At 63.7% G+C, this 23,447-nt stretch carries 19 protein-coding genes and 1 tRNA gene; 8 read left to right on the top strand and 12 right to left on the bottom strand.

What is annotated here, in order from left to right; genetic code table 11:
- Positions 1–41 precede the first annotated feature (41 nt).
- The 6 genes from DyAD56_RS03285 to DyAD56_RS03260 all read right to left on the bottom strand — a co-directional run bounded on the left by DyAD56_RS03285 (position 42) and on the right by DyAD56_RS03260 (position 6,043).
- Complete coding sequence (locus DyAD56_RS03285; protein ID WP_233202266.1) at positions 42–1,250, bottom strand: DUF3142 domain-containing protein; 1,209 nt, start codon at positions 1,248–1,250, stop codon at positions 42–44.
- Between the two features lie 56 nt (positions 1,251–1,306).
- Positions 1,307–1,909 carry a response regulator transcription factor gene (locus DyAD56_RS03280; protein WP_102301313.1) on the bottom strand — a complete coding sequence of 201 codons (603 nt, stop codon included), beginning with the start codon at positions 1,907–1,909 and terminating at the stop codon, positions 1,307–1,309.
- Positions 1,906–3,087, bottom strand: coding sequence for a sensor histidine kinase (locus DyAD56_RS03275; protein WP_102301312.1), 1,182 nt, complete (start codon positions 3,085–3,087; stop codon positions 1,906–1,908). The genes DyAD56_RS03280 and DyAD56_RS03275 overlap by 4 nt, the downstream gene beginning before the upstream one ends.
- Positions 3,084–4,247, bottom strand: a complete 1,164-nt coding sequence (locus tag DyAD56_RS03270) for a sensor histidine kinase (protein WP_102301311.1) — start codon at positions 4,245–4,247, stop codon at positions 3,084–3,086. The genes DyAD56_RS03275 and DyAD56_RS03270 overlap by 4 nt, the downstream gene beginning before the upstream one ends.
- 93 nt (positions 4,248–4,340) lie before the next feature.
- Entirely contained in the window at positions 4,341–5,129 is a 789-nt protein-coding gene (locus tag DyAD56_RS03265) for an ABC transporter permease (RefSeq protein ID WP_102301310.1), read from the bottom strand.
- Complete coding sequence (locus tag DyAD56_RS03260; RefSeq protein ID WP_102301309.1) at positions 5,129–6,043, bottom strand: ABC transporter ATP-binding protein; 915 nt, start codon at positions 6,041–6,043, stop codon at positions 5,129–5,131. Before DyAD56_RS03260 ends, DyAD56_RS03265 begins: the two co-directional genes overlap by 1 nt.
- Before the next feature lie 286 nt (positions 6,044–6,329).
- On the opposite strand from DyAD56_RS03260, the gene DyAD56_RS03255 reads away from it, so the two are divergent.
- The 7 genes from DyAD56_RS03255 to DyAD56_RS03225 all read left to right on the top strand — a co-directional run bounded on the left by DyAD56_RS03255 (position 6,330) and on the right by DyAD56_RS03225 (position 17,648).
- Positions 6,330–7,826 carry an aminotransferase class III-fold pyridoxal phosphate-dependent enzyme gene (locus DyAD56_RS03255; RefSeq protein ID WP_102301308.1) on the top strand — a complete coding sequence of 499 codons (1,497 nt, stop codon included), beginning with the start codon at positions 6,330–6,332 and terminating at the stop codon, positions 7,824–7,826.
- Positions 7,827–8,038: 212 nt separating this feature from the next.
- Positions 8,039–10,855: a lamin tail domain-containing protein gene (locus tag DyAD56_RS03250; RefSeq protein WP_102301307.1), complete on the top strand. Its 2,817-nt coding sequence runs from the start codon at positions 8,039–8,041 to the stop codon at positions 10,853–10,855.
- Between the two features lie 216 nt (positions 10,856–11,071).
- Entirely contained in the window at positions 11,072–11,422 is a 351-nt protein-coding gene (locus DyAD56_RS03245) for a PsiF family protein (protein WP_233202265.1), read from the top strand.
- A gap of 256 nt (positions 11,423–11,678) precedes the next feature.
- Positions 11,679–13,277: an ATP-binding cassette domain-containing protein gene (locus DyAD56_RS03240; RefSeq protein WP_102301306.1), complete on the top strand. Its 1,599-nt coding sequence runs from the start codon at positions 11,679–11,681 to the stop codon at positions 13,275–13,277.
- A gap of 32 nt (positions 13,278–13,309) precedes the next feature.
- Positions 13,310–13,951, top strand: a complete 642-nt coding sequence (gene upp, locus DyAD56_RS03235) for a uracil phosphoribosyltransferase (RefSeq protein ID WP_102301305.1) — start codon at positions 13,310–13,312, stop codon at positions 13,949–13,951.
- A gap of 252 nt (positions 13,952–14,203) precedes the next feature.
- Positions 14,204–15,844: a methyl-accepting chemotaxis protein gene (locus tag DyAD56_RS03230; protein WP_102301304.1), complete on the top strand. Its 1,641-nt coding sequence runs from the start codon at positions 14,204–14,206 to the stop codon at positions 15,842–15,844.
- Between the two features lie 13 nt (positions 15,845–15,857).
- On the top strand, positions 15,858–17,648 hold the full coding sequence (locus tag DyAD56_RS03225; protein WP_199178868.1) for a phosphodiesterase: 1,791 nt from the start codon (positions 15,858–15,860) through the stop codon (positions 17,646–17,648).
- 52 nt (positions 17,649–17,700) lie between these two features.
- Here DyAD56_RS03225 and pip read toward each other — a convergent pair whose 3' ends face one another.
- The 3 genes from pip to DyAD56_RS03210 form a co-directional block, all read right to left on the bottom strand.
- On the bottom strand, positions 17,701–18,657 hold the full coding sequence (pip, locus tag DyAD56_RS03220; protein WP_102301303.1) for a prolyl aminopeptidase: 957 nt from the start codon (positions 18,655–18,657) through the stop codon (positions 17,701–17,703).
- Between the two features lie 99 nt (positions 18,658–18,756).
- Positions 18,757–19,785 carry a YncE family protein gene (locus DyAD56_RS03215; RefSeq protein ID WP_102301302.1) on the bottom strand — a complete coding sequence of 343 codons (1,029 nt, stop codon included), beginning with the start codon at positions 19,783–19,785 and terminating at the stop codon, positions 18,757–18,759.
- A gap of 80 nt (positions 19,786–19,865) precedes the next feature.
- The gene (locus DyAD56_RS03210; protein WP_102301301.1) at positions 19,866–21,248 is read right to left on the bottom strand and encodes an FAD-binding oxidoreductase; all 1,383 of its coding nucleotides are present in this window, start codon (positions 21,246–21,248) and stop codon (positions 19,866–19,868) included.
- 123 nt (positions 21,249–21,371) lie between these two features.
- Here DyAD56_RS03210 and serA point away from each other — a divergent pair, with 123 nt between their 5' ends.
- Positions 21,372–22,604, top strand: coding sequence for a phosphoglycerate dehydrogenase (gene serA / locus DyAD56_RS03205; protein WP_102301300.1), 1,233 nt, complete (start codon positions 21,372–21,374; stop codon positions 22,602–22,604).
- Positions 22,605–22,669: 65 nt separating this feature from the next.
- Here the strand turns inward: serA and DyAD56_RS03200 are convergent.
- The 3 genes from DyAD56_RS03200 to ihfA form a co-directional block, all read right to left on the bottom strand.
- Positions 22,670–22,746 (bottom strand) — tRNA-Pro (locus DyAD56_RS03200).
- A 63-nt stretch (positions 22,747–22,809) separates the two neighbouring features.
- On the bottom strand, positions 22,810–23,166 hold the full coding sequence (locus DyAD56_RS03195; protein ID WP_019467383.1) for a MerR family transcriptional regulator: 357 nt from the start codon (positions 23,164–23,166) through the stop codon (positions 22,810–22,812).
- Entirely contained in the window at positions 23,147–23,446 is a 300-nt protein-coding gene (ihfA, locus tag DyAD56_RS03190; RefSeq protein ID WP_019467382.1) for an integration host factor subunit alpha, read from the bottom strand. Before ihfA ends, DyAD56_RS03195 begins: the two co-directional genes overlap by 20 nt.
- Position 23,447 lies beyond the last annotated feature (1 nt).

The raw sequence follows: 23,447 nt of genomic DNA, 5'->3' as shown, positions 1-23,447 counted from the left end.
CAGACCGCGCAATTATGGCGGAAAGCCCCCGCAAATCGAGCTCAGGATTCAACATGAAGCGTTGGCGGCGTATCGCATCGCAGCCACCCCACCGCGAGTTGGCGCCCTGCCCGCAGCACGCCGACCCGCGTGCGCTGCAGGTACAGACCCTGTCCGCTACGTTGCAGGCCATAACCGTTGATGCCGTCAGCCGCCGCACAAGAACCTTCGACGCGGACGAGTGAAGGCAGCGGCAGATCCGCGTCGCCTTCGTTGACCAACCGCACGTCATAGCGATGCGGATCGTCCGTGCCGCCGGCAATAGCGGTCAGCGAAGCCTTCAACGGCGTCCGCCCAAGCACGGACCGCCAGCTGGCCTCACTCCATGCGCGTGCATCCTCACCGGTCGGCAGGCGGAACCAGACGATGCCGGCCAAGCCCTCCGGCGCATCCGATTCCAGTGTCGAGACGAAGCGCTGCATCACGCGCGGGTCGGCAAACAATTCGCTCGCACCCTCGGTGCCAACCAGCGTAGGTCGCTCGCTTTCGATGACGGACACGCGGCCCTGATCATCCCAACTCACGCGCGTGCCGTAGGCCGGCAGGGCCACGCGCCACGGCTTATGGGTGTGTCGCGCGAAAGCACTCAACCAGCCTCGCGCAGTATCGGGATTGAACAGCCCGGCGCGCGGCGATTGCACGGCATGCACCTGCAATACGGCTTCGTCCGCCTGCGCCAATAACGCGTCCAGATGGGGGCTGTCCAGCCATGTCGGCAAGGCCGTCAGCGACAGCCGCTCGTTGGGCAGCAACGATGGCCGCAGTGCCTGGAGGAAATGCGTGTACGCGGGCAGCCGCGAGGTAGCGCAATCGTGATCGATTTCTACGCCGGCCAGTACGAACTTCTGTTGCCGCCACGTAGCCAAAATTGCCTGCACGTCCGCAAGCAGCATCGCCTCGTCCCACTGCTGCAATTGGCCTTCGATGCGTACCACGGCAACGACGGGCTTGCCGCTCGCCGCCAGCGCGTTCCAGTCGGGCGTGAACACGCGCCATCGCCCCTGCCCATCCATCTCGCCGGCCAGCACGCGCCATGCGCGCACGGATGATCCATCCTCGGCCACGGCGCGCACCAGCGCAGGCGTCCACTGTCGCTGCCACACGTAGGCATCGTTGGCGAGCGGCGTCGATCGGCCTGTGCACGCAGCAACAGCGGCAGCAACCAACAGCCATGCCAACCGGCCGATCCATCGGGACAACAGGGGAATCAAGATGCGCTCGCCGGAAACCTTCCTGGCGCTATTGCACCCGAACGCGCAGGCGCTGGCTACAACCAGCCTTTCTGCCGGGCCAGCCGATAGGCTTCGATACGGTTGGTCGCGCCCAGCTTGCCGATGGCCTCGGACAGATAGTTGCGCACCGTGCCGTGCGACAGGTTGAGCTGGGCGGCGATATCGCTGGCTGATTGTCCTTCGCCAGCAAGGCGCAGTACCTGCCGCTCGCGATCGTTGAGGGGGTCAGCCTCCGACCATGCCTCCAGTGCGAGCTGCGGATCGATAGCACGCCCACCGCGATGGACCATGCGCAAGGCTTCAGCGAGATTTTCCGCCGGCGCGTCCTTCAGCAAATAGCCCGACACGCCGGAATCGAGCGCGCGACGCAGAAAGCCGGGACGAGCAAACGTGGTCACGATGATCACCTTGATGGGCAGCTCATGGCGCTGGATGCGCTGGGCCAGTTCCAGCCCGGTCAGGCCCGGCATCTCGATGTCGGTGACGAGCACATCCGGCTTCAATCGCTGCACCTCCCTCCATGCAGCTTCGCCATCCGCTGCGGAACCAAGCACCTCGATGTCACTTTCGAGACTGAGCAGCGCGGACAGCGCACCACGCACCATCGCCTGGTCCTCGGCCAGCAATACACGAATCATGCAGCACTCCTGTTGTTCGACTCGACGGACGGCGCACGGGGCGCGGCGTCCGCAATGTTTTTCTTGATCGAGGGCACCTGCACCGTCAGCACCGTACCGCGACGCGGCGGCGACTCGATCTGCAGGCTTCCGCCCAAGGCCTGAATGCGCTCACGCATGCCGCTGACGCCGTTGCCGTGCGCGCTCAGGCCACCGCAACCATCGTCGCTGACCTGCATCTGCAGGCGTCCCTTCTCGACGGTGAAACCCACCTTCGCCGAACGCGCCTTTGCATGGCGGTGGATGTTGGTCACCGCCTCGCGCAGCACCAGCGCGAGCGGGGCCTCGACTTGTGCGGGTACGCATACGTCATCGGGCAAGGCGCCGTTGAAGTCGACACCCGAGGCCTCCAGCATCAGACGTGCCGATACCAGTTCAGCCGCGAGATCGCCGCGCCGCATACCGGTGACGGCTGTGCGCACTTCTGCCAGCGCGTGACGCGCGACGCGTTCGACCTCTTCCATCTCGCGCTGGGCGCGTTCCGGATCGATCAAGGCCAGCTTGCGCGCCAACTCCGATTTCAGCGCCACCAGCGACAACGTATGCCCGAGCAGATCATGCAGGTCACGACCGATGCGCTCGCGCTCGGCCAACGTGGCAAGGCGGCGGACTTCTTCCTGCGACAGGCGTAATGCAGCGTCTTTGCGATGGTTGTTCATGCGCAGGAAGTGCCCGAAGCCGGACATCACCGCCACAAAGCCCACCAGCAACAGAATCCATGCCGATATGTGCTGCCGCTGCGCCATGATGACGGTTGGAACGGCCAGTATCGCCAGCGCAGCCAGCCACCGACGCAAGGACGGCAGATAGGCCAGGCACATCACCGCCGACACGAGATAACCCATGGCCACGCCATTGAACGGCCACACGATGAGTCCCAACACCGCCATCGCGCTCGCGTACATGGCTAGCAAGCGATACGGTCCGGTGTACACCCGGTAGTGGAAGTACAGGTACAGCGGCGCGGAGATCAGGGTCGGGAGCAGCCAGCGTTTCCAGCTCGATCCGGTATCGATCATCGGACCGACGAACAAAGCAATCACCCAGAACAAGTTCGCCATGGACTCCCAGCGCAGGTAACTGGGCGAGCCCAGCTTGCCGAGCAGGGAATCGGGATGGGTATCGAACCAGGCCTTCATGTCGCGTGCCGCTCCTGCGGCGTCCAATTCGTGGCACGTTCTTCCGGCACGCCACCTTCCGCCAGGACATCTCGCAATACCGAGCGCGAACGCAACGGCACGGTGATCTCCAACCGCGTGCCCTGCCCCGGCGGAGAAACGACCACCAACGTGCCATCCAGCGCGCGCACGCGTTCATGCATGCCCTTGAGGCCGTTTCCGTGTACATCGATGCCGCCGCGCCCGTCATCTTCGATACTCAGGCGCAGGCTCTGATTGACCACGACGGCATTCACGCGCGCCCGGCTGGCACGCGCATGGCGGGCGATATTGGTGACCGCCTCGCGCAACACCAGCGCCAGGCTCCGCTCCACCTCCACCGGCAAGGACGGCGGTAGCTCTCCGGATTCGAACGACACCGCCGAGGACTCCAACATCAACCGTGCCGCCGCCAACTCCGCGGCGAGATCCGTCGCGCGGATTCCGGATACGGCTGTACGCACTTCGAACAATGCATGCCGCGCCACTCGCTCCGCGTCCGCCAACTCACGCTTGGCTGCCTCGCTGTCGCGATCGAATAGCTTGCGCGACAACTCCAGCTTCAGCGTGATCAGCGACAAGGTGTGTCCAAGCAAGTCGTGCAGATCGCGCCCGATGCGCTCCCGCTCGGCCAATGCAGCAAGCCGGCGGACTTCCTCATGCGAAAGGCGCAACTCGGCTTCTTTCTCATCGCTCAAACGCTCGGCATGCACGACCAGGCCGATGATGATCGACGTCACCGGTATCCAGATCACCGCCTGCCACACGTAGTGCAGCAGCATCACCTCGGTGATGAGCGCCGCGTTGAGCAGCACCAGTGAGGCCATGTAGCGACGCAGCTCCATCCGGCAGCTGCGCAACATGATGGTGCCATACACGAAATAGGTCAGCGCGCTGGCGTACCACGGCAACAACAGCAGCGACATCGCGACCAACGCCAGCGCGAAAGAGCGCGAGCGGCGGCGAGAGGACACACAGCACTGCGCGTACAAGAACAGGAAGATCGGATAGGTAATAAGCGTGAGCAGCGCCCATCGCCACGTGTACTTGTCGAACACCGGGGTCACGAACACCCAGACCGACCACAGCAGATGGATGGCATCCGTCCAGGGCGACTTGCCCTTCTGGACGCCGATAGCCACCAAGGAATCTGGCGCAGGGGTAAACCAAGCTCGCAGCCGCTCTCGCACTGTGTCTATCTCCCCTTGATCCACCTGCCCTTTGCGCATGCTACTTCAACCGAGGCGACGAAGGCGGCGTACTGCCAACGCGAAGCACGCCAGCCCAAAGATCAACAGCACGGCTACGTTGGAACCAACCGCGGCATGCCCCATGCCAAGCGCGCGAAGCGCCAGCGCCTGCAAGTGCGCACTCGGCCAGATGGGCGCGATCCGCTGCAGCGCGGACGGCAGCAGTGGCAGCGGAATCCACAGGCCGGACAGGAAGGACATCGGCAGATAGATGATGTTGATGATGGCCGGCGCGCCCTGCCCTTTCACCAGCGTGCCCACCAGCATGCCCAACGCACAGAACGGCAACACGCCCAACATGCTCGTGGCGAGGAACCACCCTGCCTGCGCGGCATCCAGCGGCACGTGTGCAAGACCGATGGCCATGGCCAACAGCAGCACGGCGATCACGCCAGAGCTGAGCATGGCCATCACCATCTTGCCAAGCAGGTAGGCGCCCGGCGGCATGGGCAGCGCGCGCTTGAGTGTGAGCAGCCCGTTCTCGCGCTCCATGGCGAGCGAGACACCGAAGCCGAACAGGCCTGGGCTCATCACGCCGAATACGCCGTAGCTTGCGAGCAGGTAGCGCGCGGCGTCCCCTTCGGCGTTCTGGTGTATCACGATGCCGAACAGCAGGTAGAACATGGTTGGGAACAACAACACCGGCAGCAGGAAACCGGGGGCGCGAAGATAGCGCACGCATTCGCTGCGTGCTTCGGCCAGGTAGGCGCCAAACAGGCGGCGTAGAGGCATATCGCTCGCAACCGGCTGGGCATCGATGACGGTGATGGACATTACGCGACCTCCTTTTCAGCGGCGTCTTCGCGGGTCAACTCAGTAAAGGCCTCCGCAAGGCCCGCACGGCGTACTTCCAGTTCCGACAAGGCCGGGTCGGCATCAAGCAGGCGGCGCAATACTTTTTCCGGTGCGTCGCTGTGTATATGGAGATGCGCACCATCGCGCTCGGCATGCGAGACGTGCGGCCAACGCATCAGCGCCGCCGCATCGAGATCGCTGATGCAACGGATGCGAGTCATCACTACGCGCGAGCGCAGCGCATCGACGCTGCCGTCGCTCAGCACGCGACCCTTGCCGAGCACCACCACGCGCTGCGCCAGCGCCTCGGCTTCCTCCAGGTAGTGCGTGGTGAGCACCACCGCGCAGCCTTCCGCAACAAGATGGCGAATCGCCGCCCACAAGGTCTGTCGCGCATCGATGTCCAAGCCGACCGTAGGCTCGTCGAGGAACAGCAACTCCGGCCGACCGCAGATCGCCAGCGCGAATTGCACGCGGCGTTGCTGTCCACCGGAGAGGGCGGCATAGCGGCGCGACAACAGATCCGCGACGCCGGCCAGTTGCGCGGTTTCGTCCAACGAACGCGGCGCCGGGTAGTAGCTCATGGTCAGCCGCAACAGTTCAGATACACGCAAGGTTGCCGGCAAAGAGGCCGACTGCAGCATCACACCGATGCGTCGTCGCGCATCGATCTGCTGCGGGTCACGGCCAAACAGTTCCACCTTGCCGGCGTCCGTGCGCACCAACCCGAGCAATAGGCTGATGGCTGTGCTTTTTCCTGCGCCGTTGGGACCGAGCAGCGCCAGCAGTTCGCCGCGGTGCAACATGAGATTGAGACCGTCCAGCGCTGTTAAAACACCGTAACGTTTGATGGCGCCAGACAAGCTGGCGATGACTTCGACGGGCTTGGTCATGGCTCCTCCTTCCTACCCGCCATGCTAGGCAGCGCAAGGGTTTGTCAGCAGTTGCCCACGTCAGGGAACGCAGGTGACAAGCGTCACCCGGGGTTACGGCGGCGACAACGCCGAGTTATGCTCAGTAGGTCGTTGCGTTGCCACATCCGTGATGGATCGCAATGCGACATGATCCCCCCGGATCACGGAAACGCTGAACAGTCACGCGTTTCCACCATGCATTCGTTGACACGTCGACACGCATGCCATCGGGACGGCAGGCAAGTCGACCTTGAAGGAGGAACCCATGGGCGTGATTGATCAGCTGCGCGAACTGCGCGAATTCGGCGGCGCACCGCAGACTACTGGCCTCGACGACGCCACCATCGAGCGTTTGGCGGTGAGCCACCCTGAACTGGCGCAGGCCATCGGCGACGCGGTAGCGCGTCACCGCGAACTGCGTAGCGAACTGGGCGACTTCCTCAAGCTTGATGAAGCCGAGCAGTTGACGAAGTCGCAGACGGAATTCGTCAATTTTTATCCGGACGACGCCATCAACCCGTACCTGCCGGCGGCTGCGCGCGGCCCGTGGGTGGTCAGCTTCAAGGGCGCGGTGATCCACGACAACGGCGGCTACGGCATGCTTGGCTTTGGCCACAACCATGCAGCCATCGACGCGGCGCTTGCGCGCCCGCAGGTGATGGCCAACGTGATGACGCCGAGCATCTCGCAGATGCGCTTCGCCAAGGCGATGGACCGCGAGTTGGGCCGCAACCGCGGCAGCAACCCGTACGCCCGCTACCTGGCGCTCAACTCTGGCTCCGAAGCCGTGGGCCTCGCCTGCCGCATCGCCGACGTCAACGCCAAGTTGCTCACCGATGCCGGCGGCCGTCATGCGGGCCGTACCATCAAGCGCGTCGCAGTGAAGGGTGCCTTCCATGGTCGCACCGACAAGCCGGCGCTTTATTCCGATTCCACCCGCAAGACGTACCTGCAGCACCTGGCCAGCTATCGCCATGAGGACACGCTGCTCACCGTGCAGCCGTACGACATGGCGCAGTTGGAAGCCGTGTTTGCCGACGCGGACAAGAACGGCTGGTTCATCGAGGCGATGTTCCTTGAGCCCGTGATGGGCGAAGGCGATCCGGGCCGCGCGGTCACGCCCGAGTTCTACCAGAAGGCTCGTGCACTCACCGAAGCACACGGTTCGCTGCTGCTGATCGACTCCATCCAGGCCGGCCTGCGTGCGCACGGCGTGCTGTCGATCACCGACTATCCCGGCTTCGAGAAGCTCGCGCCGCCGGATTTCGAAACCTTCTCCAAGGCACTCAACGCCGGCCAGTATCCGCTGTCCGTGTTGGCCGTGACCGAGCGCACCGCCGACCTGTACCGCAAGGGCATCTACGGCAACACGATGACGGCCAACCCGCGCGCGCTGGACGTGGCGCTCGCCACGCTCAACGAGCTCACCGACGAGGTGCGCAACAACATTCGCGTGCGCGGCAAGGAATTCGTCGACAAGCTCAACACGTTGAAGAACGAGCTGGGCGGCCTGATCACCAAGGTGCAGGGCACTGGCCTGTTGTTCTCGTGCGAGCTGTCGCCGGAGTTCAAGTGCTACGGCGCGCACTCCATCGAGGAATACATGCGCGAACGCGGCGTGGGCGTGATCCACGGCGGCACCAACTCGCTGCGCTTCACCCCGCACTTCCTGGTGAGCAGCGACGAAGTCGACCTGGTTGTTTCGCACGTTCGCCAGGCCTTGCTGCACGGTCCGCGCAAGCTCAAGTCCGAAGCGGCATAAGCCACACCCGGAGCCAGCATCGCCCGCCCGACGGCGGCGATGCTGGCTGCTTCCCCGCATTGCGCCGCGTCCGCTTGATGCGGAAGCCCTGAAAACGCCACGGGCTTCGCAAAAACGAACGAAGCTGCGACTTCCTTCGCGAAACTGCCGCAATAACTTACTAGCCTCGTCCCCGATGGGTCCATCCCGGCCCCAGGTAAAGGGAGTGGTTAATGAAAGCTACGCACGTCCGGCGCGCCCTGGTGGCAGCGCTGCTCGTCATGCTGTCGGCGACTGCCGCACACGCAGACGATCTGAGCATCATCCAATTTCGAGTCCGTGGTCCGGCCGGCGGCAACGACGAATTCGTCGAGCTGTTCAACAGCGGCAGCAAGGCGCTGGACCTGTCCGGTTACAAGTTCAACGCATCCAACGCGAGCGGCACCACAGGCACACGCCTGACGCTGCCCAGCGGTACGTCCATTGGCGCGGGTTGTTATCTGTTGCTGGCCAACGGCGCCAGCGGTGGCTACTCCGGCAACGTGGCCGGCGACATCAAGTACAGCACGGGCGTCACCGATGACGGCGGCCTGGCCATCCTCAATGGCGCGGGCCAGTTGATCGACCAAGTGGGTCTGTCGGCCGGCTCGGCCTATCAGGCGAGTACGCCGTTAGCCTCTCTGGGCACCACCAACGCCGACAAGGGCTATGCCCGCAGCACCGACGCCGCCGGCCTGCCGCGCAACACCGGCAATAACCAGGCGGACTTCGTCGTCGTCTCGCCCACCACGCCGCACAACAGCACCAGCACCTGCGTGGTGATGGGCCAGTCGTTCTCCATCGCCGACGCCAGCGTCACCGTGCAAGGCGCCACCGACGTCAAGATGCCTTTCACCGTCACCCTCACTCAGCCCGCTCCGGCCGGCGGCGTGACCGTGCAGGCGACCACCCACGACAGCACGGCCACCGTTGCCAATGGCGACTACGACGCACTCGATACCACCCTGAAGATCGCCGAGGGCCAGACCCAGGCCAGCTTCAACGTGGTGGTGCACGGCCGCACCACGCCGAGCGACGACAAAGCGCTCGAAGTGAAGCTCAGTCAGCCGGGCGGCAACATCCCGCTGGCGCGCGACACTGCGCTGGGCGCCATCCTTTACAACATCCCGGTCGCCGCCGAGATCTGGCAGATCCAGGGTCGCGAACAGATTTCTCCGCTGGTCGGCAAGCCGGTGAAGACCACGGTCAACGTCGTCACCGCTGTCGGTCCCGCGGGTTTCACCATGCAGACGCCGGATGCACGCGCCGACGCCGATCCGCTCACCTCCAACGGCATCTACGTCTATACCGGCGGCAAGCCGACCGTGGCAGTGGGCGACGTGGTGGATGTGGATGCCACCGTCGACAACTACTACAACCTGCCCGAACTGAAGAACGCGACCGTCACCGTGAAGGCACACGGTAGCCGCCTGCCGGCGCCGGTGGTGTTTGGCGACAAGATCCCTTCGTCCAATCCCGACAAGCTGTCGTGCGGCGCCACCAACTTCCAGTGCTTCGTTGGCATGCGCGTGGTGATCGAGAACGGCATGATCAACACGGGCAACAAGCGTTTCAGCACGCAGCCGTATGCCGAAGTCAGCATCACGGCGAACGGCAAGCGTTCGTTGCGTCTGCCGGGAGTGCGCTACGGCGTGCCGGTGCCCGCGGGCGTGGAACTCCCCAACTGGAGCGGCAACCCCGAAGTGTTCAAGATGAATACGGCGGACTTCGGTGCCGTGCCGGCGAATACCCCGTTCGTGGCGGGCAGCACGTTCCGTGCAGAAGGTGTCATCTCGTACGACTTCGGCGCGTACACCTTTATCCCGACCAAGATCACGCTCAAGCGCGCTGCGGAGATGCCGCGTTCGGTGTCACCGACCGCCCCCTACGCACTGCGAATCGGCGCGTTCAACACCGAGCGTTTCTGCGACAGCGACTTCAACACCACCTTCACCTGCAGCGGCAACAGCAAGGAGCCGACCGCTGACGAGGTAGCCCTGAAGACGCAGCGTCTGTCGGCCTACATCGGCAGCGTGCTGAAACTGCCGGACGTGTTGTCGGTGGAGGAAGTAAAGAGCCTGTCAGTGTTGCAGGGCCTCGCCCAGCAGTTGAACGGCGAGTACCGCACCAAGTACCAAGCCTATCTGCTGCCGGGACATGACCCCAGCGGCATCAACGTGGGTTTCCTGGTACGCAGCGACCGCGTCCGTGTGGTGTCGGTACAGCAACTGGCAGCCGACGAAAACTGGAACGACAACGGGCAGACCGCCTTCGTGCACGACCACCCGCCGCTATTGCTCACCGCAGAGGCTCGTGGTGTGCGCTTCCAGGTGATCTCGGTGCACACCAAGGCGCGCACCAATGTCGACAAGGATGACGCTGGCGCCGTGCGTGACCGTCAGAAGCGTTTCCTGCAGGCATCCTCGCTGGCTCGTCAGGTGCAGAAGCTGCAGACCACCAATCCGTGGCAGCCACTGATGGTGGTGGGCGACTTCAATGCCTATCAGTTCAGCGATGGCTGGGTCGACGTGGTCGGGCTGATCTCTGGCAAGTACAAAGACAGCGAGAACCAGCTGAAACTCGGCAAGAACATCGTGCAGCCGGCGCTGTGGAATGCGGTGGAGTCGGTGCCGAAGAACGATCGCTATTCGTTCCTGTTCACCGAGAAGTTCGGGCCCATCCAGGGTTACACCCAGGCGGGCTCCGGCAACTCGGGGCGCGAAGTGCCGACCGTGCAGGTGCTGGACCATGCGCTGCTGAACTATGCCGCGCGACTTCGCTTCGTAGAAATGCAGTACGGCCGTGCCGACCTCGATGCACCGGCACAGACCGCCGCCGACGCTGTCACGGCCACTGACGCGCGCAAGGCGATCGGCGTGTCCGACCATGACGGCTTCGTGGTGGATCTGTTCGTGCCGGGCAAGCTGGGCCAACAGAAGCCCCGTGGCTACGACGAGCATCGGGACGATGACGACGATGACGACGGCAAAGGACACGGCTGGGGCCACTAAGCCCTAACCGTTGCCCACTGAAAAGCCACGCCCGGCGACGGGCGTGGCTTTTCTCTTTATGGCCCGTGACACCGTTCGCTTCCAGCACAGGGATATCAGGCTGCTGCATGGCTGAATGATCTGTAGCGCTGGCCTGGAATGACCCTCCCCGACGACCTGCCTGCAGGCATAGACTTGCGCCACCGGCACTCGCCGGTCATCAAGGAGGGTACCCGCATGTCTTCGCGTTTGAGCCTGATGGTAGCCAGCGTCGCGCTGGCCTTTGCCGCATCCACCGCTTTCGCCGCGCCCCAGGCCGCAACCAGCAGCGCGCCTGCCAAGAATGCACAGCAGCAACGCATGACTGACTGCAACAAGCAGGCGACGGGTAAGACCGGTGACGACCGCAAGACCTTCATGAGCAGTTGCCTGAAGGGCGAAAGCCCGGCCGCAGCGCCAACCAAGATGACGCAACAGGAAAAGATGAAATCCTGTAACGCCGACCCGCAAGCCAAGTCGCTCAAGGGCGACGCACGCAAGCAGTTCATGAGCACCTGTCTGAGCAGCCAGCCCAGCGCCGCTCACTAAAGCCCGAGCGTGTTGCGAGGGTGCCGGCCTTGGTCGGCACCCTTTTTTATTTGTGCTTAAGCAAGCCCTGCTATGCTGCGCACTCATTTTCCACTGGGATTCGCCGCCGACATGCGCCTCTAAGCCACTCCCTTGCCGACTGACACGCCGCCTTCGTGCGCGCGTTGCGTCTGGCTACGAGTGACAGGGCGGTCGACATCCCCGCGCGCTTTCGCGCAGACCCCCTGTCGTATGCCACTCCCCTACCGGAGGGTCTATGACAGCTATTGCCATACACGCACACCAACTCACTTTCGCGCCGCCCGGGCGCGATCCCGTATTCCAGGATCTGGACGTAACCTTTACTGTCGACCGCCATGCATTGGTCGGACGCAACGGCAGCGGCAAATCGCTGCTGGCGCGCATCCTCGCTGGTCAAGTCGCACCGACGCAGGGCAGCGTGGTCCGCCACATGGCACTCGACTACCTGCCACAGCGATGGCCAGTCTTCGCCGGAGGCGTGGCCGAGGCACTCGGCGTGAATCGCAAGCTGGATGCCCTGCAGCGCATCGAGTCAGGCAGCGTCGATCCGCTGGATTTCCAAACGATCGACGAGGACTGGGGCATACGCGAACGCCTGCGCCGCTGGCTCGACGAGGCCGGCGTGCCCGGTGATGAAACGCGCCCATGGGAAAGCCTCAGTGGTGGCGAACGCGTACGCCTGCGGCTGACCGCCATGTTCGAGCAGACACATCATTTCCTGATACTCGACGAACCCGGCAATCACCTGGACCGGCGCAGCCGTCACTGGCTACGTGAATGCCTGCGCATGCATATGGGCGGCTATTTGCTGATCAGCCATGATCGCGAATTGCTGGCGGATGCCCAGACCATCGATGACCTCTCCCCGCGCGGCATGCAGCGTTATGGCGACGGCTTCGCCGCGTACCTGACGCAGCGGGAGGCCGAAGCCGAGGCGGCGGAACAGCAGTTGGATCATGCGCGGCGCGAACAAAAGGCGCTTGATCGCCGGCAGCAACAAGATCGCGAGCGTCTTGAGCAACGCCAGCACAAAGCCGACCGCGAGCGCGGCAACGCCAACATCGCCACCATTCTGCTGGACCGTCGCAAGCAACGCTCGGAAGACACCGGAGCCCGCTTGCGCACCGCACAGCGATCACAACAAGAGCGACAGCGCGAACGACTGACTGAAGCACGGACACGCGTTGACTTGCATCGCTCCCAGCGATTCGACTTGGGCACGCTTCCGGCCACGCATGCGTCTTTGCTGCTCGAAGATGTGATCCTCCCGCACGGCCACGCCGAGCCCATCGATCTGCACCTCGCACCAGGTGAGCGCCTACATCTGTGCGGTGATAACGGCAGCGGCAAGTCGAGTCTGCTTGTCATCATCATGGGCCACCAGTCGCCACGTGCGGGGCGCATGCGGCGCGGCGCGCGCGTGCTGCTGATCGACCAGCACTACAGCCTGCTACAGGACGACCTGAGCGCACTGGACAACCTGCGCACGCTGTCACCCGGCCACACCCCCACGCGCTATCGCGAATACATCGCCGGCATTGGCCTGCGCGCCGAGCGGGCCGATTTGCCTGCCCGGCACTTGAGCGGCGGCGAGCGGGTGAAGCTGGCCTTGCTTGCGCTGGACAGTGCACTGGAGCCCTACGACCTGCTGCTGCTCGACGAACCGGACAGCCATCTCGACCTGGACAGCCGCCACCTGCTCGAACAGGCACTGGCCACCTATCGCGGTTCGCTGATCCTGGTGAGCCACGATGCCGCGTTGATCGAGCAGGCGGGCATCGAACGCCGCTTCCCTTTGCGCAAACCCCTCGCCCTCGTCACGCAGCGTGAGTGACAATTGCACGACCCACGCAGCCAGGTTTACCCATGAAGATCGTCGAAGTCCGCCATCCCCTGATCCAGCACAAACTCGGCCTGATGCGCCGCGCCGGCATCAGCACCAAGGAGTTCCGCGAACTCGCCTCTGAAGTGGCCTCGCTGCTTACCTACGAGGCCACCAAGGATCTGGAAACGGTCGAGCAGCACATCGAAGGCTGGGCCGGCCCGCTCACCGTGCATCAGATCAAGGGCAAGAAGGTCACCATCGTACCGATCCTGCGCGCAGGCCTGGGTATGTTGCCCGGCGTGCTCGACATGATCCCCGCCGCCAAGGTCAGCGTGGTCGGTCTGCAGCGCGATGAGGAAACGCTCAAGCCGATCACTTACTACGAGAAGCTCACCGGCCGCATGGACGAGCGCATTGCGATCATCGTCGATCCCATGCTCGCCACCGCCGGCACACTGGTCGCCACGGTGGACATGTTGAAGGCCGCCGGCTGCAAGCGCATCAAGGGGTTGTTCCTGGTCGCCGCGCCCGAAGGCCTCAAGCGTATCGAGGCGGCTCACCCGGATGTGGAGATCTACACGGCGTCCATCGACGAGCGCTTGAACGAGCACGGCTACATCCTGCCCGGCCTCGGCGATGCGGGTGACAAGATCTTCGGCACCAAGCAACTGCCCGCCAGCTAAGCGCCTTCACCGCACACCATCCAACAGCCCCGTCATCACTGGCGGGGCTTTTTTGTGGTCCGACGGAATGAGAAGTGCAGCACAAAAGTCATGGGGTCGACATCTTCCCGTGCGATCTTTGCCGCGCTTCCATGCCACCCCGAAATCACCATAACAATTTGAATTAGAAGAATATTTTTTTTGATTTATGGCTAAAGTTGCCGCGCGGGGAGCCGACAGCTCTTGCAGTACCCTCACCCCCGGATTCCCCCCATGTTCAAGCTATCCAAGCGGATCACCGGACTGACGCTACGTCAGCGCCTGTTGCTGCGCCTGTTGGCCATCGTGGCCTTGCTGGCGATCACCTGCGTGGCGGGTGTAGTGCAACTGCATCGCGCCGACACGCGTATCCAGGGTTTGGTGGAAGGCTCGCTCAGCCCGGTGGCCGATGTAGGCCGCGTGCAGAACGACTACAACAGCACCCTGCAGGTGCTGGTGCACGCCGTCATGTCCCAACTGCCCTCCGCCGTGGATGACGCCCACACGCGCATCCACGCGGATCGCGTGGATGGCGAGCGCCATTGGAAAGCGCTGCTCGACAGTGAACTGGCGCAGGAACAGGCGCAGACGCTCAAAGTGGCCGCCGCGCATCGCGCCGATGCCGACCGCGCGATCGATGAGACGCTCGCCTTGCTCGATGCCGGTCAGTTCGATATCGCCGGCCTCAAGCTCACCACCGAGGTGCAGCCGGCGTACGAGCCGCTGCAAAGCGATTTCGCCAATCTGTTCCAGGCTGCGCTGGCCAAGGGCAACCAGCAGGTGGGGATGCAGCATGCGGCGGACCGCGACGGCATGATCCTGTTGCTCGTCCTGCTGGGTGTGGCACTGGTCGTCACCATCGTGATGGACGGTGCACTGATGCGCTCGCTGATGCAGCGCCTGACCCGTGCCACCCACGTGGCCGAACGCATCGCTGCCGGTACGCTGGGCGAAGCGGTAGAAGCCGGCGCGAACGACGAACTAGGCAAGCTGCTGCGCGCACTGGCGTCGATGGATACACAACTCACCCGCGTGCTCACCCAGGTTCGCACGGGCGCGGCATCCGTGGGCGAACGCGCGCGCCGCCTTGCACAGGACAACGACGCGCTAAGCGAGCGCACGCAGGCCCAGGCCGCCAGCCTTGAAGAAACCGCCGCCTCGATGGCGCAGATGGCCGACACGGCTACACAGGGCGCCGGCCATGCCGATGGTGCAGCCTTGGCGGCACGCGACGCGCTGGCACACGCCGAGCACGGACGTCACGTGGCCAGCGAGGCCATCGACTCGATGCTCGCCATCGAAAAGGCCAGCCGCGATATCTCGGAAATCGTCGATCTGGTCGACAGCATTGCCTTCCAGACCAACCTGCTCTCGCTCAACGCGGCGATCGAAGCCGCGCAGGCCGGCGAGCGCGGCCGCGGCTTCGCCGTGGTAGCGACGGAGGTGCGGCAACTGGCGCGTCGCTGCGTCGATGCGGGCAAGGACATCCGCCGCCTGGTAGAGCGCAGTAGCGAAGCGGTCGACATCGCACGCGAGCGCGTGTCCCGTTCCGGCGAGGCGCTGGACGGTATCGTGTCCGGCATGGGCAGCATGTCCGAACGCGTCATGCAGATTTCTCGCACCAGCCAGTCGCAGGTCAGCGGCATCACCCAGATCAACCGCGCCGTCATGGAGATGGACGGCATCACCCAGGCGAATGCCGATCTAGTGGAAGACATCAACTTCACCGGGCGCGCATTGGCCACCGATGCTGACACGCTAATGCGGCAAGTCGCCTTCTTCCGTCTCCCCGAAAAGGGCGGCGATCATGGGACGGCGCACGACGCGCGTCCTCCATCCGCAATGACGCAAAACGCTCAGGCCATCGCGGCCTGACATCCAGCAGGGCATGTCAGTCAGTCTCGCTTACCAATACAAGCCGCACGCCATGCTCGAGCGCGCACTTCTCGCAGGAAGCCTTCGACCAGTCTTCCAGCCCGTGGTGCGCGTCGACACGCTCGAGGTTGTCGCGCACGAAGGTCTCAGCCGCTGCGCCTTCGCGCCGGGAAATATTTCCATCCTCGACCTGTTGGATCTGGCGCGCATGGAAGGTCGACTGGCGGAACTGGAGCTGCACGCCGCACGTACGCTCTGCAGCGCGTTCGAAGCCCAGGCGGCTCCGGGCCGTCTACTGGTGAACCTGAGCGCGCACGCGATTCTGCACGACTCGTTGCGGCCGGACGATGTGCTCGCGGCGCTGTCGTCGTGCGGCCTCGATCCGGCACGCGTAACCATTGAGGTGACCGAGCGCGACGTAGTGGAAAGCCCTGCCCGCCTTGCGCATGCACTGGGCTATCTGCGCGCGCACGGCATGCGCATCGCGCTTGACGACTTCGGCAACGGTCATTCCAACTTCGAGATGTGGAACGAGATCCACCCTGACGTGGTGAAGATCGATCGTTACCTGATCAATGGGCTGTCGCGCAGCGCGGGACGGCTCGCCATCGTGCGCTCGCTCTGCCAGGTCGCCGAGTCGCTCGGCACCGATCTGGTGGGCGAAGGCGTGGAAGACCCGGCAGATCTGCGTGTGATGCGCGACCTGGGTATTCCCTACGCGCAGGGCTTCCTGATCGGTCACCCTGCCGAACGTGCCGTGTACGAGGTCAGCTCCGAAGTCCGGCAGGTATTGCGCACCGCCGCCGTGCCGGTGCTGCCGCGCCCGCGCGGCCCCGTGACCCAGCGCCCGACCCAGGTAAGTCACCTGCTGATGGAAGCGCCGGCGGTGCTACCACGGCAGACGAATGATGAAGTCATGGCGCTGTTTGTGAAGCACCCAGAACTGCACGCCGTCGCCGTGGTGAAGGACGGCCACCCCATCGGACTGATCAATCGCCGGCTGGTCAACGAGCGCATGGCGCAACCCTTTGCACGCGAGCTGCTGGCGAGGAAGTCATGCACCGCGCTGATGAACAGTGCACCGCTGGTCTGCGACGAAAACCGCAGCCTGGAAAGCCTGGCCGACGTGTTGCGCGGTGAAGACCAGCGCTATCTGGCCGACGGCTTCATCGTCACCCGCAAGGGACACTATCTTGGCCTCGGCACCGGTGAAGCACTGGTACGCCGTGTGAGTGAGTTGCGCATTGAGGCGGCGCGCCACGCCAATCCGCTGACTTTCCTGCCGGGCAACATCCCCACCACGGAGCATTTGGAACGCTTGATCGACGGGGGTGACACGTTCACTGTCGTGCACGTGGACCTCACTGATTTCAAGCCCTTCAACGACCACTACGGCTACTCGCGTGGCGACGAGATGATCCGCCTGCTGTCGAGCCTGCTAAGCGAACACGTCGATCCGTCGCTTGATTTCGTCGGTCATATCGGCGGTGACGATTTCGTGGTGCTGTTCCAGAGCGGCGATTGGGAAGCACGCTGCCAGCGCATCATCGACGCCTTCAACGCGCGCTCGCCCCAATTGTTTGATGTGGACGACCTAGTCCACGGCGGGCTGCGTGGAAAGGATCGCCGGGGTGATCCTCAATTCTTCCCGTGCACCACCGTCGTGATGGGTGCGGTCGAACTGGCACCGCCACTGCCGCAGCGGGCGCAATCCATCGCCATGCTGGCCGCACGCGCCAAGCGCCAGGCCAAGCGTGCGCACGTCAGCCTGCACGTATTCCCCAAGCTCGCTGGGACCCCATGAAAAACCCCCGGTCGTTGCCGGCCGGGGGTTTGAGAAATCACCTGAGGGACGATCAGCCGCGGAAGCGGTCCGTGGCCTTCACCAGTTCAGAGATATTGCCGGGCTCGAACGCCGAGTGGCCGGCATCCTGCACGACGTGCAGATCCGCTTCTGGCCAGGCGCGGTGCAGATCCCACGCGCTGCGCATCGGACACACCACGTCGTAACGGCCCTGCACGATCACCGCCGGGATGTGACGGATACGTCCCACGTTGCGCAGCAACTGGTCGTCATGTTCGAAGAAGCCACCGTGCACGAAGTAATGGCACTCGATGCGCGCAAAGGCGAGCGCGAACTCGTCTTCACCGCTGGACTGGATGTGGCCTTCGTCCTGATACAGGTAGCTGGTCGCACCTTCCCACACCGACCATGCACGTGCAGCCTCGACGCGCACCACCGGATCGGTGCTGGTCAGGCGGCGATAGTAGGCACTCATCAGGTCACCGCGTTCGGCTTCCGGAATGGCGTGCAGGTAGGTCTCCCACGCATCCGGGTACAGCGCATCGCAACCCTTCTGGTAGAACCACTCCAGCTCCCAGCGACGCAGCATGAAGATGCCACGCAGGACGAGTTCGGTTACGTGCTCCGGATGCGTTTCGGCATAGGCCAGCGCCAGTGTGGAACCCCACGAACCGCCGAACACCTGCCAGCGATCGATACCTAGGTGCTTCCTGATGCGCTCGATGTCGTTGACGAGGTTCCACGTAGTGTTGTCATGCAACTCCGCGTGCGGCGTGGACTTGCCACACCCACGCTGATCGAACAGCACGATGCGGTACACCGCCGGATCGAAGAAGCGACGGCACTTCGGGTTAGTGCCACCGCCAGGACCGCCGTGCAGGAACACCACCGGTTTGCCGTTCGGGTTGCCACTCTGCTCGTAGTACAGCGTGTGCAGGTCCGAGACCTTGAGCATCCCGGTGTCATACGGCTCGATCTCGGGGTACAGGGTACGAAGTTCCTGCGACATGCTGGGGCTCCTGAAGCGAACGGGGACGGCTGTTTAGGCTAACACGCCGCCCCCTTTCGCCCGAACCGTCCAGCGGCCCGCCAGTAGCCCGGACAGGCGTTACGGCGCGCCCACGGTCAGCACGGTAAAGCTGTCCGGCTTGATGGCCGGGTGATGGCCTTCCTGCGCCGGGCCGGCCAGCGTGGCGGCCGACAAGTACAGGCGATGCAGCTTGGGATCGAGTGCCAACGTACGCGCGCTCGGCTGAGTGGGAATGGTCGCGGCCACGCTGTAGTGGTCGGCATCGTCCTGGTGTACGGCGGTGATGTTGCCGCTCTCGCCGTTGGAGCTGTACACCATGCCGGTGGCGTCGTCGAAGACCACCGCGTCCGAGCCCTCGCCGATGGCGACGCTGGTGACGACCTTACCCGCATCCGCGTCGCTCACCACCATCTGCTTGTTGTCGCAGACGGAGAAGAGCCGGTGGTGCTTGCGATCGATGGCCAGGCCGGACGGCGACTCACAGGTACCGAGCTTCCAAGTGCCCACGACCTTGTTCGTCGCCGTATCGATCTTGATCAGCTCGGCGGTGTCTTCGTTGTTCACGTAGATGTGGCCTGCTTCGTCCGTCGCCGCAAACTCCGGCTTGCCGGACAACGGCACCGTCGTGATCACGGTGTTGTTCGCCGGATCGATCACGCTGAAGGACTTGCCTTTGCCGTTGAAGGTGAAAACGTGCCTCGACATCGCATCGTAGGTAATCGCATCAGGCTTCTCGCCGGTGCCCTTGATGGTGGCGAGCACTGCCAGCGTGTTGAGATCGAACACCGTCACGGAAGCCGACTGGCCATTGCTGGTATAGCCACGATGCGTGGACGGGTCGAGCGCCACGCCATGCACGCCCTGCGTGCCCGGAATGGTGCCGACACGCTTGTTCTGGTCCACATCCACCACTTCCACGCGATCACCGCGCGTCACGAACAGGTGGCGGTGCTGCTCGTCGAAACTCAGGTAATCCCAGCCACCAGCGCCGCCCAGCGGCAGCTGCGAAATGACCTGGAACGGGGCCGCCTGTGGTGCGGCAAAAACATGCGAAGAACAGGCGGCGAACAGCGCGAGAGCAAGGACGTTGCGAAGGGGGCGGTGCATGGGAGACCTGTTGGTGACGGGGTCCCCAAAGCATGCAACGCGTGACTTAGACCTTGCTTACGACCACCCGCCTGAACCGATCAGATGAACAGCTTGCCCGGATTGAGCAGCCCCTTGGGATCGAACACCTGCTTCACGCCACGCATCAGGGCGATCTCCGCCTCGCTGCGCGTGCTGCCCAGGTAGGCGCGCTTCACCAGGCCAATGCCGTGCTCGGCGGAGATGCTGCCGCCGTGGCGCTGCAAGGTGTCGGCGAGCAGCTTCGTGACATGCTCGCATTGAGCGATGAAGTCGCTGTCAGAAAGATCATCCGGACGCAGTACGTTGATGTGCAGGTTACCGTCGCCGATATGCCCGAACCACACCACATCAAAGTGCGGATACTCCTGTCCAAGTAGTGCCTGGATCTCGTGCAGGAACACTGGCAGCGCGCTGATGCGCAGCGAGATGTCGTTCTTGTACGGGCGATGTGGCGCAAGGCTTTCGGTAATGCCCTCGCGCAGGCGCCACAGCGCAGCGGCTTGCGCTTCGCTCTGCGCGATCACGCCATCGCTGATCCAGCCGTGATCCACGCCGTACTCGAACGCGGCGAGTGCGGCATCCTGTGATGACTCGTCCGCATCGAATTCAGTAACGACGTAATAGGGGTGATCCCCATCGATAGCGCGCTGCGCGCCGTGTGCCAGCACGTGGCACAGCGCCACATCGGTGAAGAACTCGAATGCCTGTAGCGTGAGACGGGAACGGAACAGCGCGAAGACTTCCATCAGCGCGTCCATGTTCGGCAATGCCAGCAGCATCACCTGCGAAGCCGGCGGCGGATCGGTGAGCCGCAACGTCGCCTCGACGACGACGCCGAGCGTCCCTTCCGAGCCAATCATCAACTGCCTCAGATCGTAGCCGCTGGAGTTCTTGATCAGGCCGCGATTGAGTTGCAGCAATTCGCCATTGCCGGCGACCACCGTGAGGCCAGCGATCCACTCCCGCGTATTGCCATAACGGATCACACGGATGCCGCCCGCATTGGTGGCGATATTGCCGCCTATGGAACACGAGCCGCGCGCGGCGAAATCCACCGGATAGATCAGCCCTTGTTCCTTCGCCGCTTCGTGCACGGCATGCAGCGTCATGCCTGCCTGTACCGTAAGCGTGCGATCCACGGCGTCGAAAGCGAGCACGCGATTCATGCGTTCCAGGCTCAACACCAGTTCGCCATGCGCCGCGACCGCGCCACCGGAAAGGCCCGTGCGGCCGCCCGATGGAACCACGGCGACGCCCTGCTCATTAGCCCAGCGCACGATGCCCTGCACCTCGGCAACGTCGCCTGGCAACGCGATAGCCAGCGGCGCGGGTGTCCAGCGGCGCGTCCAGTCACGGCCGTAGTGCTCCAGGTCGGCCGGATCGGTCAGCAGGCGAAGGTTGGGCAACCGAGCGGCAAGCGCGGCCAGTCGAGCGTCAGTCATGTGGTGTTCCCCGGAGTGCCCTGCAAGCCTGCCAGCGCAGCCTTGCATCGTCCAGTGTTGCGACGCCGCAAAAGCGCTTCAAGGTCTGGCATAGTGACCGGGTCATCCACCGCGCCATGGCCCATGAAGACCTCGTTCCCGAAACAAGACATCAAGGTGCTCCTGCTGGAAGGCGTCAGCCGCAGTGCCGTCGAAAGCTTCCACCGCGCCGGTTATAGCCAGATCGAATACCACGAAAAAGCCTTACCGGAAGCGGATCTCAAGGCCCGCATCGCGGAAGCGCACATCGTCGGCATCCGCTCGCGCACTCACCTGACGGATGAAGTACTTCAGCAGGCTAAACGGCTAATTGCCGTGGGCTGCTTCTGCATTGGCACCAATCAGGTGGACCTGGGCAGTGCGCGCCGGCTCGGCGTGCCGGTATTCAACGCGCCCTACTCCAACACGCGCAGCGTCGCGGAATTGGTTATCGCTGAAACTATTATGCTGCTGCGCGGCATCCCCCAGAAGAACGCTCTGTGCCATCGCGGCGGCTGGACCAAGTCGGCGGCCGGCAGCTTTGAGGTCCGCGACAAGGTGCTGGGTATCGTTGGCTACGGCCACATCGGCACGCAGGTCGGCGTACTGGCCGAAAGTCTGGGCATGCGGGTGATCTTCTACGACATCGAATCCAAGCTTTCGCTCGGCAACGCGCGGGCGGCGGATAGTCTCGAGGACCTGCTCGAGCGCGCCGATGTCGTCACCCTGCATGTGCCAGAGACGCCCTCAACGCAGCTGATGATCGGTAGCCGTGAACTGTCCCGCATGCGCAAGGGTTCGCTGCTGATCAATGCCTCTCGTGGCACCGTCGTGGATATCGACGCCTTGGCCGCAGCCTTGCGCGCGGAGCATCTGGCCGGCGCGGCGGTGGACGTGTTCCCGGTGGAACCGAAGGGCAACGACGATGCCTTCGTGTCGCCACTGGTGGGGATGGACAACGTCATCCTCACCCCGCATATCGGCGGCAGCACGCTGGAGGCGCAGGACAATATCGGCATCGAAGTCGCCGCCAAACTGGTGCGCTACAGCGACAACGGCTCCACCCTGTCAGCGGTGAATTTCCCGGAGGTATCGCTGCCGGAGCACCCGCGCAGCCGCCGCCTGCTGCACATCCACCGCAACGTGCCCGGCATACTTTCGCGCATCAACGAGCTGTTCTCTGCCGGCAACATCAATATCGATGCCCAGTTCCTGCAGACGGACGGCGAAGTGGGCTACGTGGTGATTGATGTGGCCGCCGACGAGAAACAATCGGCCGAACTGAAAGACCAGCTAGCAGCCATCTCGGGCACGCTGCGTAGTCGCGTGCTCTACTGAGAGCCGAGAAACCCACGGAAACAAAAACGGCGCCCCAGGCGCCGTTCTGCTATCTGTTGCCGAATTGGTCGGGACGGCGGGATTCGAACCCACGACCCTCTGCCCCCCAGGCAGATGCGCTACCAGGCTGCGCTACGCCCCGACGATACGGCAAGAGGACAAGTCTACCAGCTTGGCTGGTAGTACCGGAAGCCTCGGATGAAACTCAGCGGCGCAGCAGCGCCAGCACTTCTTCCAGTTCCATGCGCACCTGGCGCACGATCTGGTGGGAAATGCTTGATTCCATGCGCGCCTGCGGACCTTCCAGACGGGCACGGGCACCCGTGATGGTGAAGCCTTCGTCGTATAGCAGGCCACGAATCTGACGGATCATCAGTACATCGTGACGCTGATAGTAGCGACGGTTGCCGCGACGTTTGACGGGATTGAGTGCGGGAAATTCCTGTTCCCAATACCGCAGCACGTGCGGCTTGACGCCACACAGTTCGCTCACCTCACCGATCGTGAAGTAGCGCTTCGCCGGGATCGCCGGCAGCTCGGTGTTATTCCCTTGGTCCAGCATAGCCCTCGACTCGCACCTTGAGTTTCTGACCCGGTCGGAACGTCACCACACGACGAGCGGAAATAGGAATCTCCTCGCCCGTCTTGGGGTTGCGCCCCGGCCGCTGGTTTTTCTGACGCAAGTCGAAGTTGCCGAAACCCGACAGCTTCACCTGCTCGCCCTTTTCCAACGCCTCGCGGACGACCTCGAAGTAGGCGTCTACGAATTCTTTTGCCTCACGCTTGTTGAGGCCTACCTCAAGAAAGAGGCGCTCGGCCATCTCCGCTTTGGTCAGCGCCATC

Source organism: Dyella sp. AD56, assembly GCF_002878475.1.
In the GTDB taxonomy this organism is placed as follows: Bacteria; Pseudomonadota; Gammaproteobacteria; order Xanthomonadales; family Rhodanobacteraceae; genus Dyella.
This window is presented reverse-complemented; position numbering and strand designations above follow the sequence as displayed.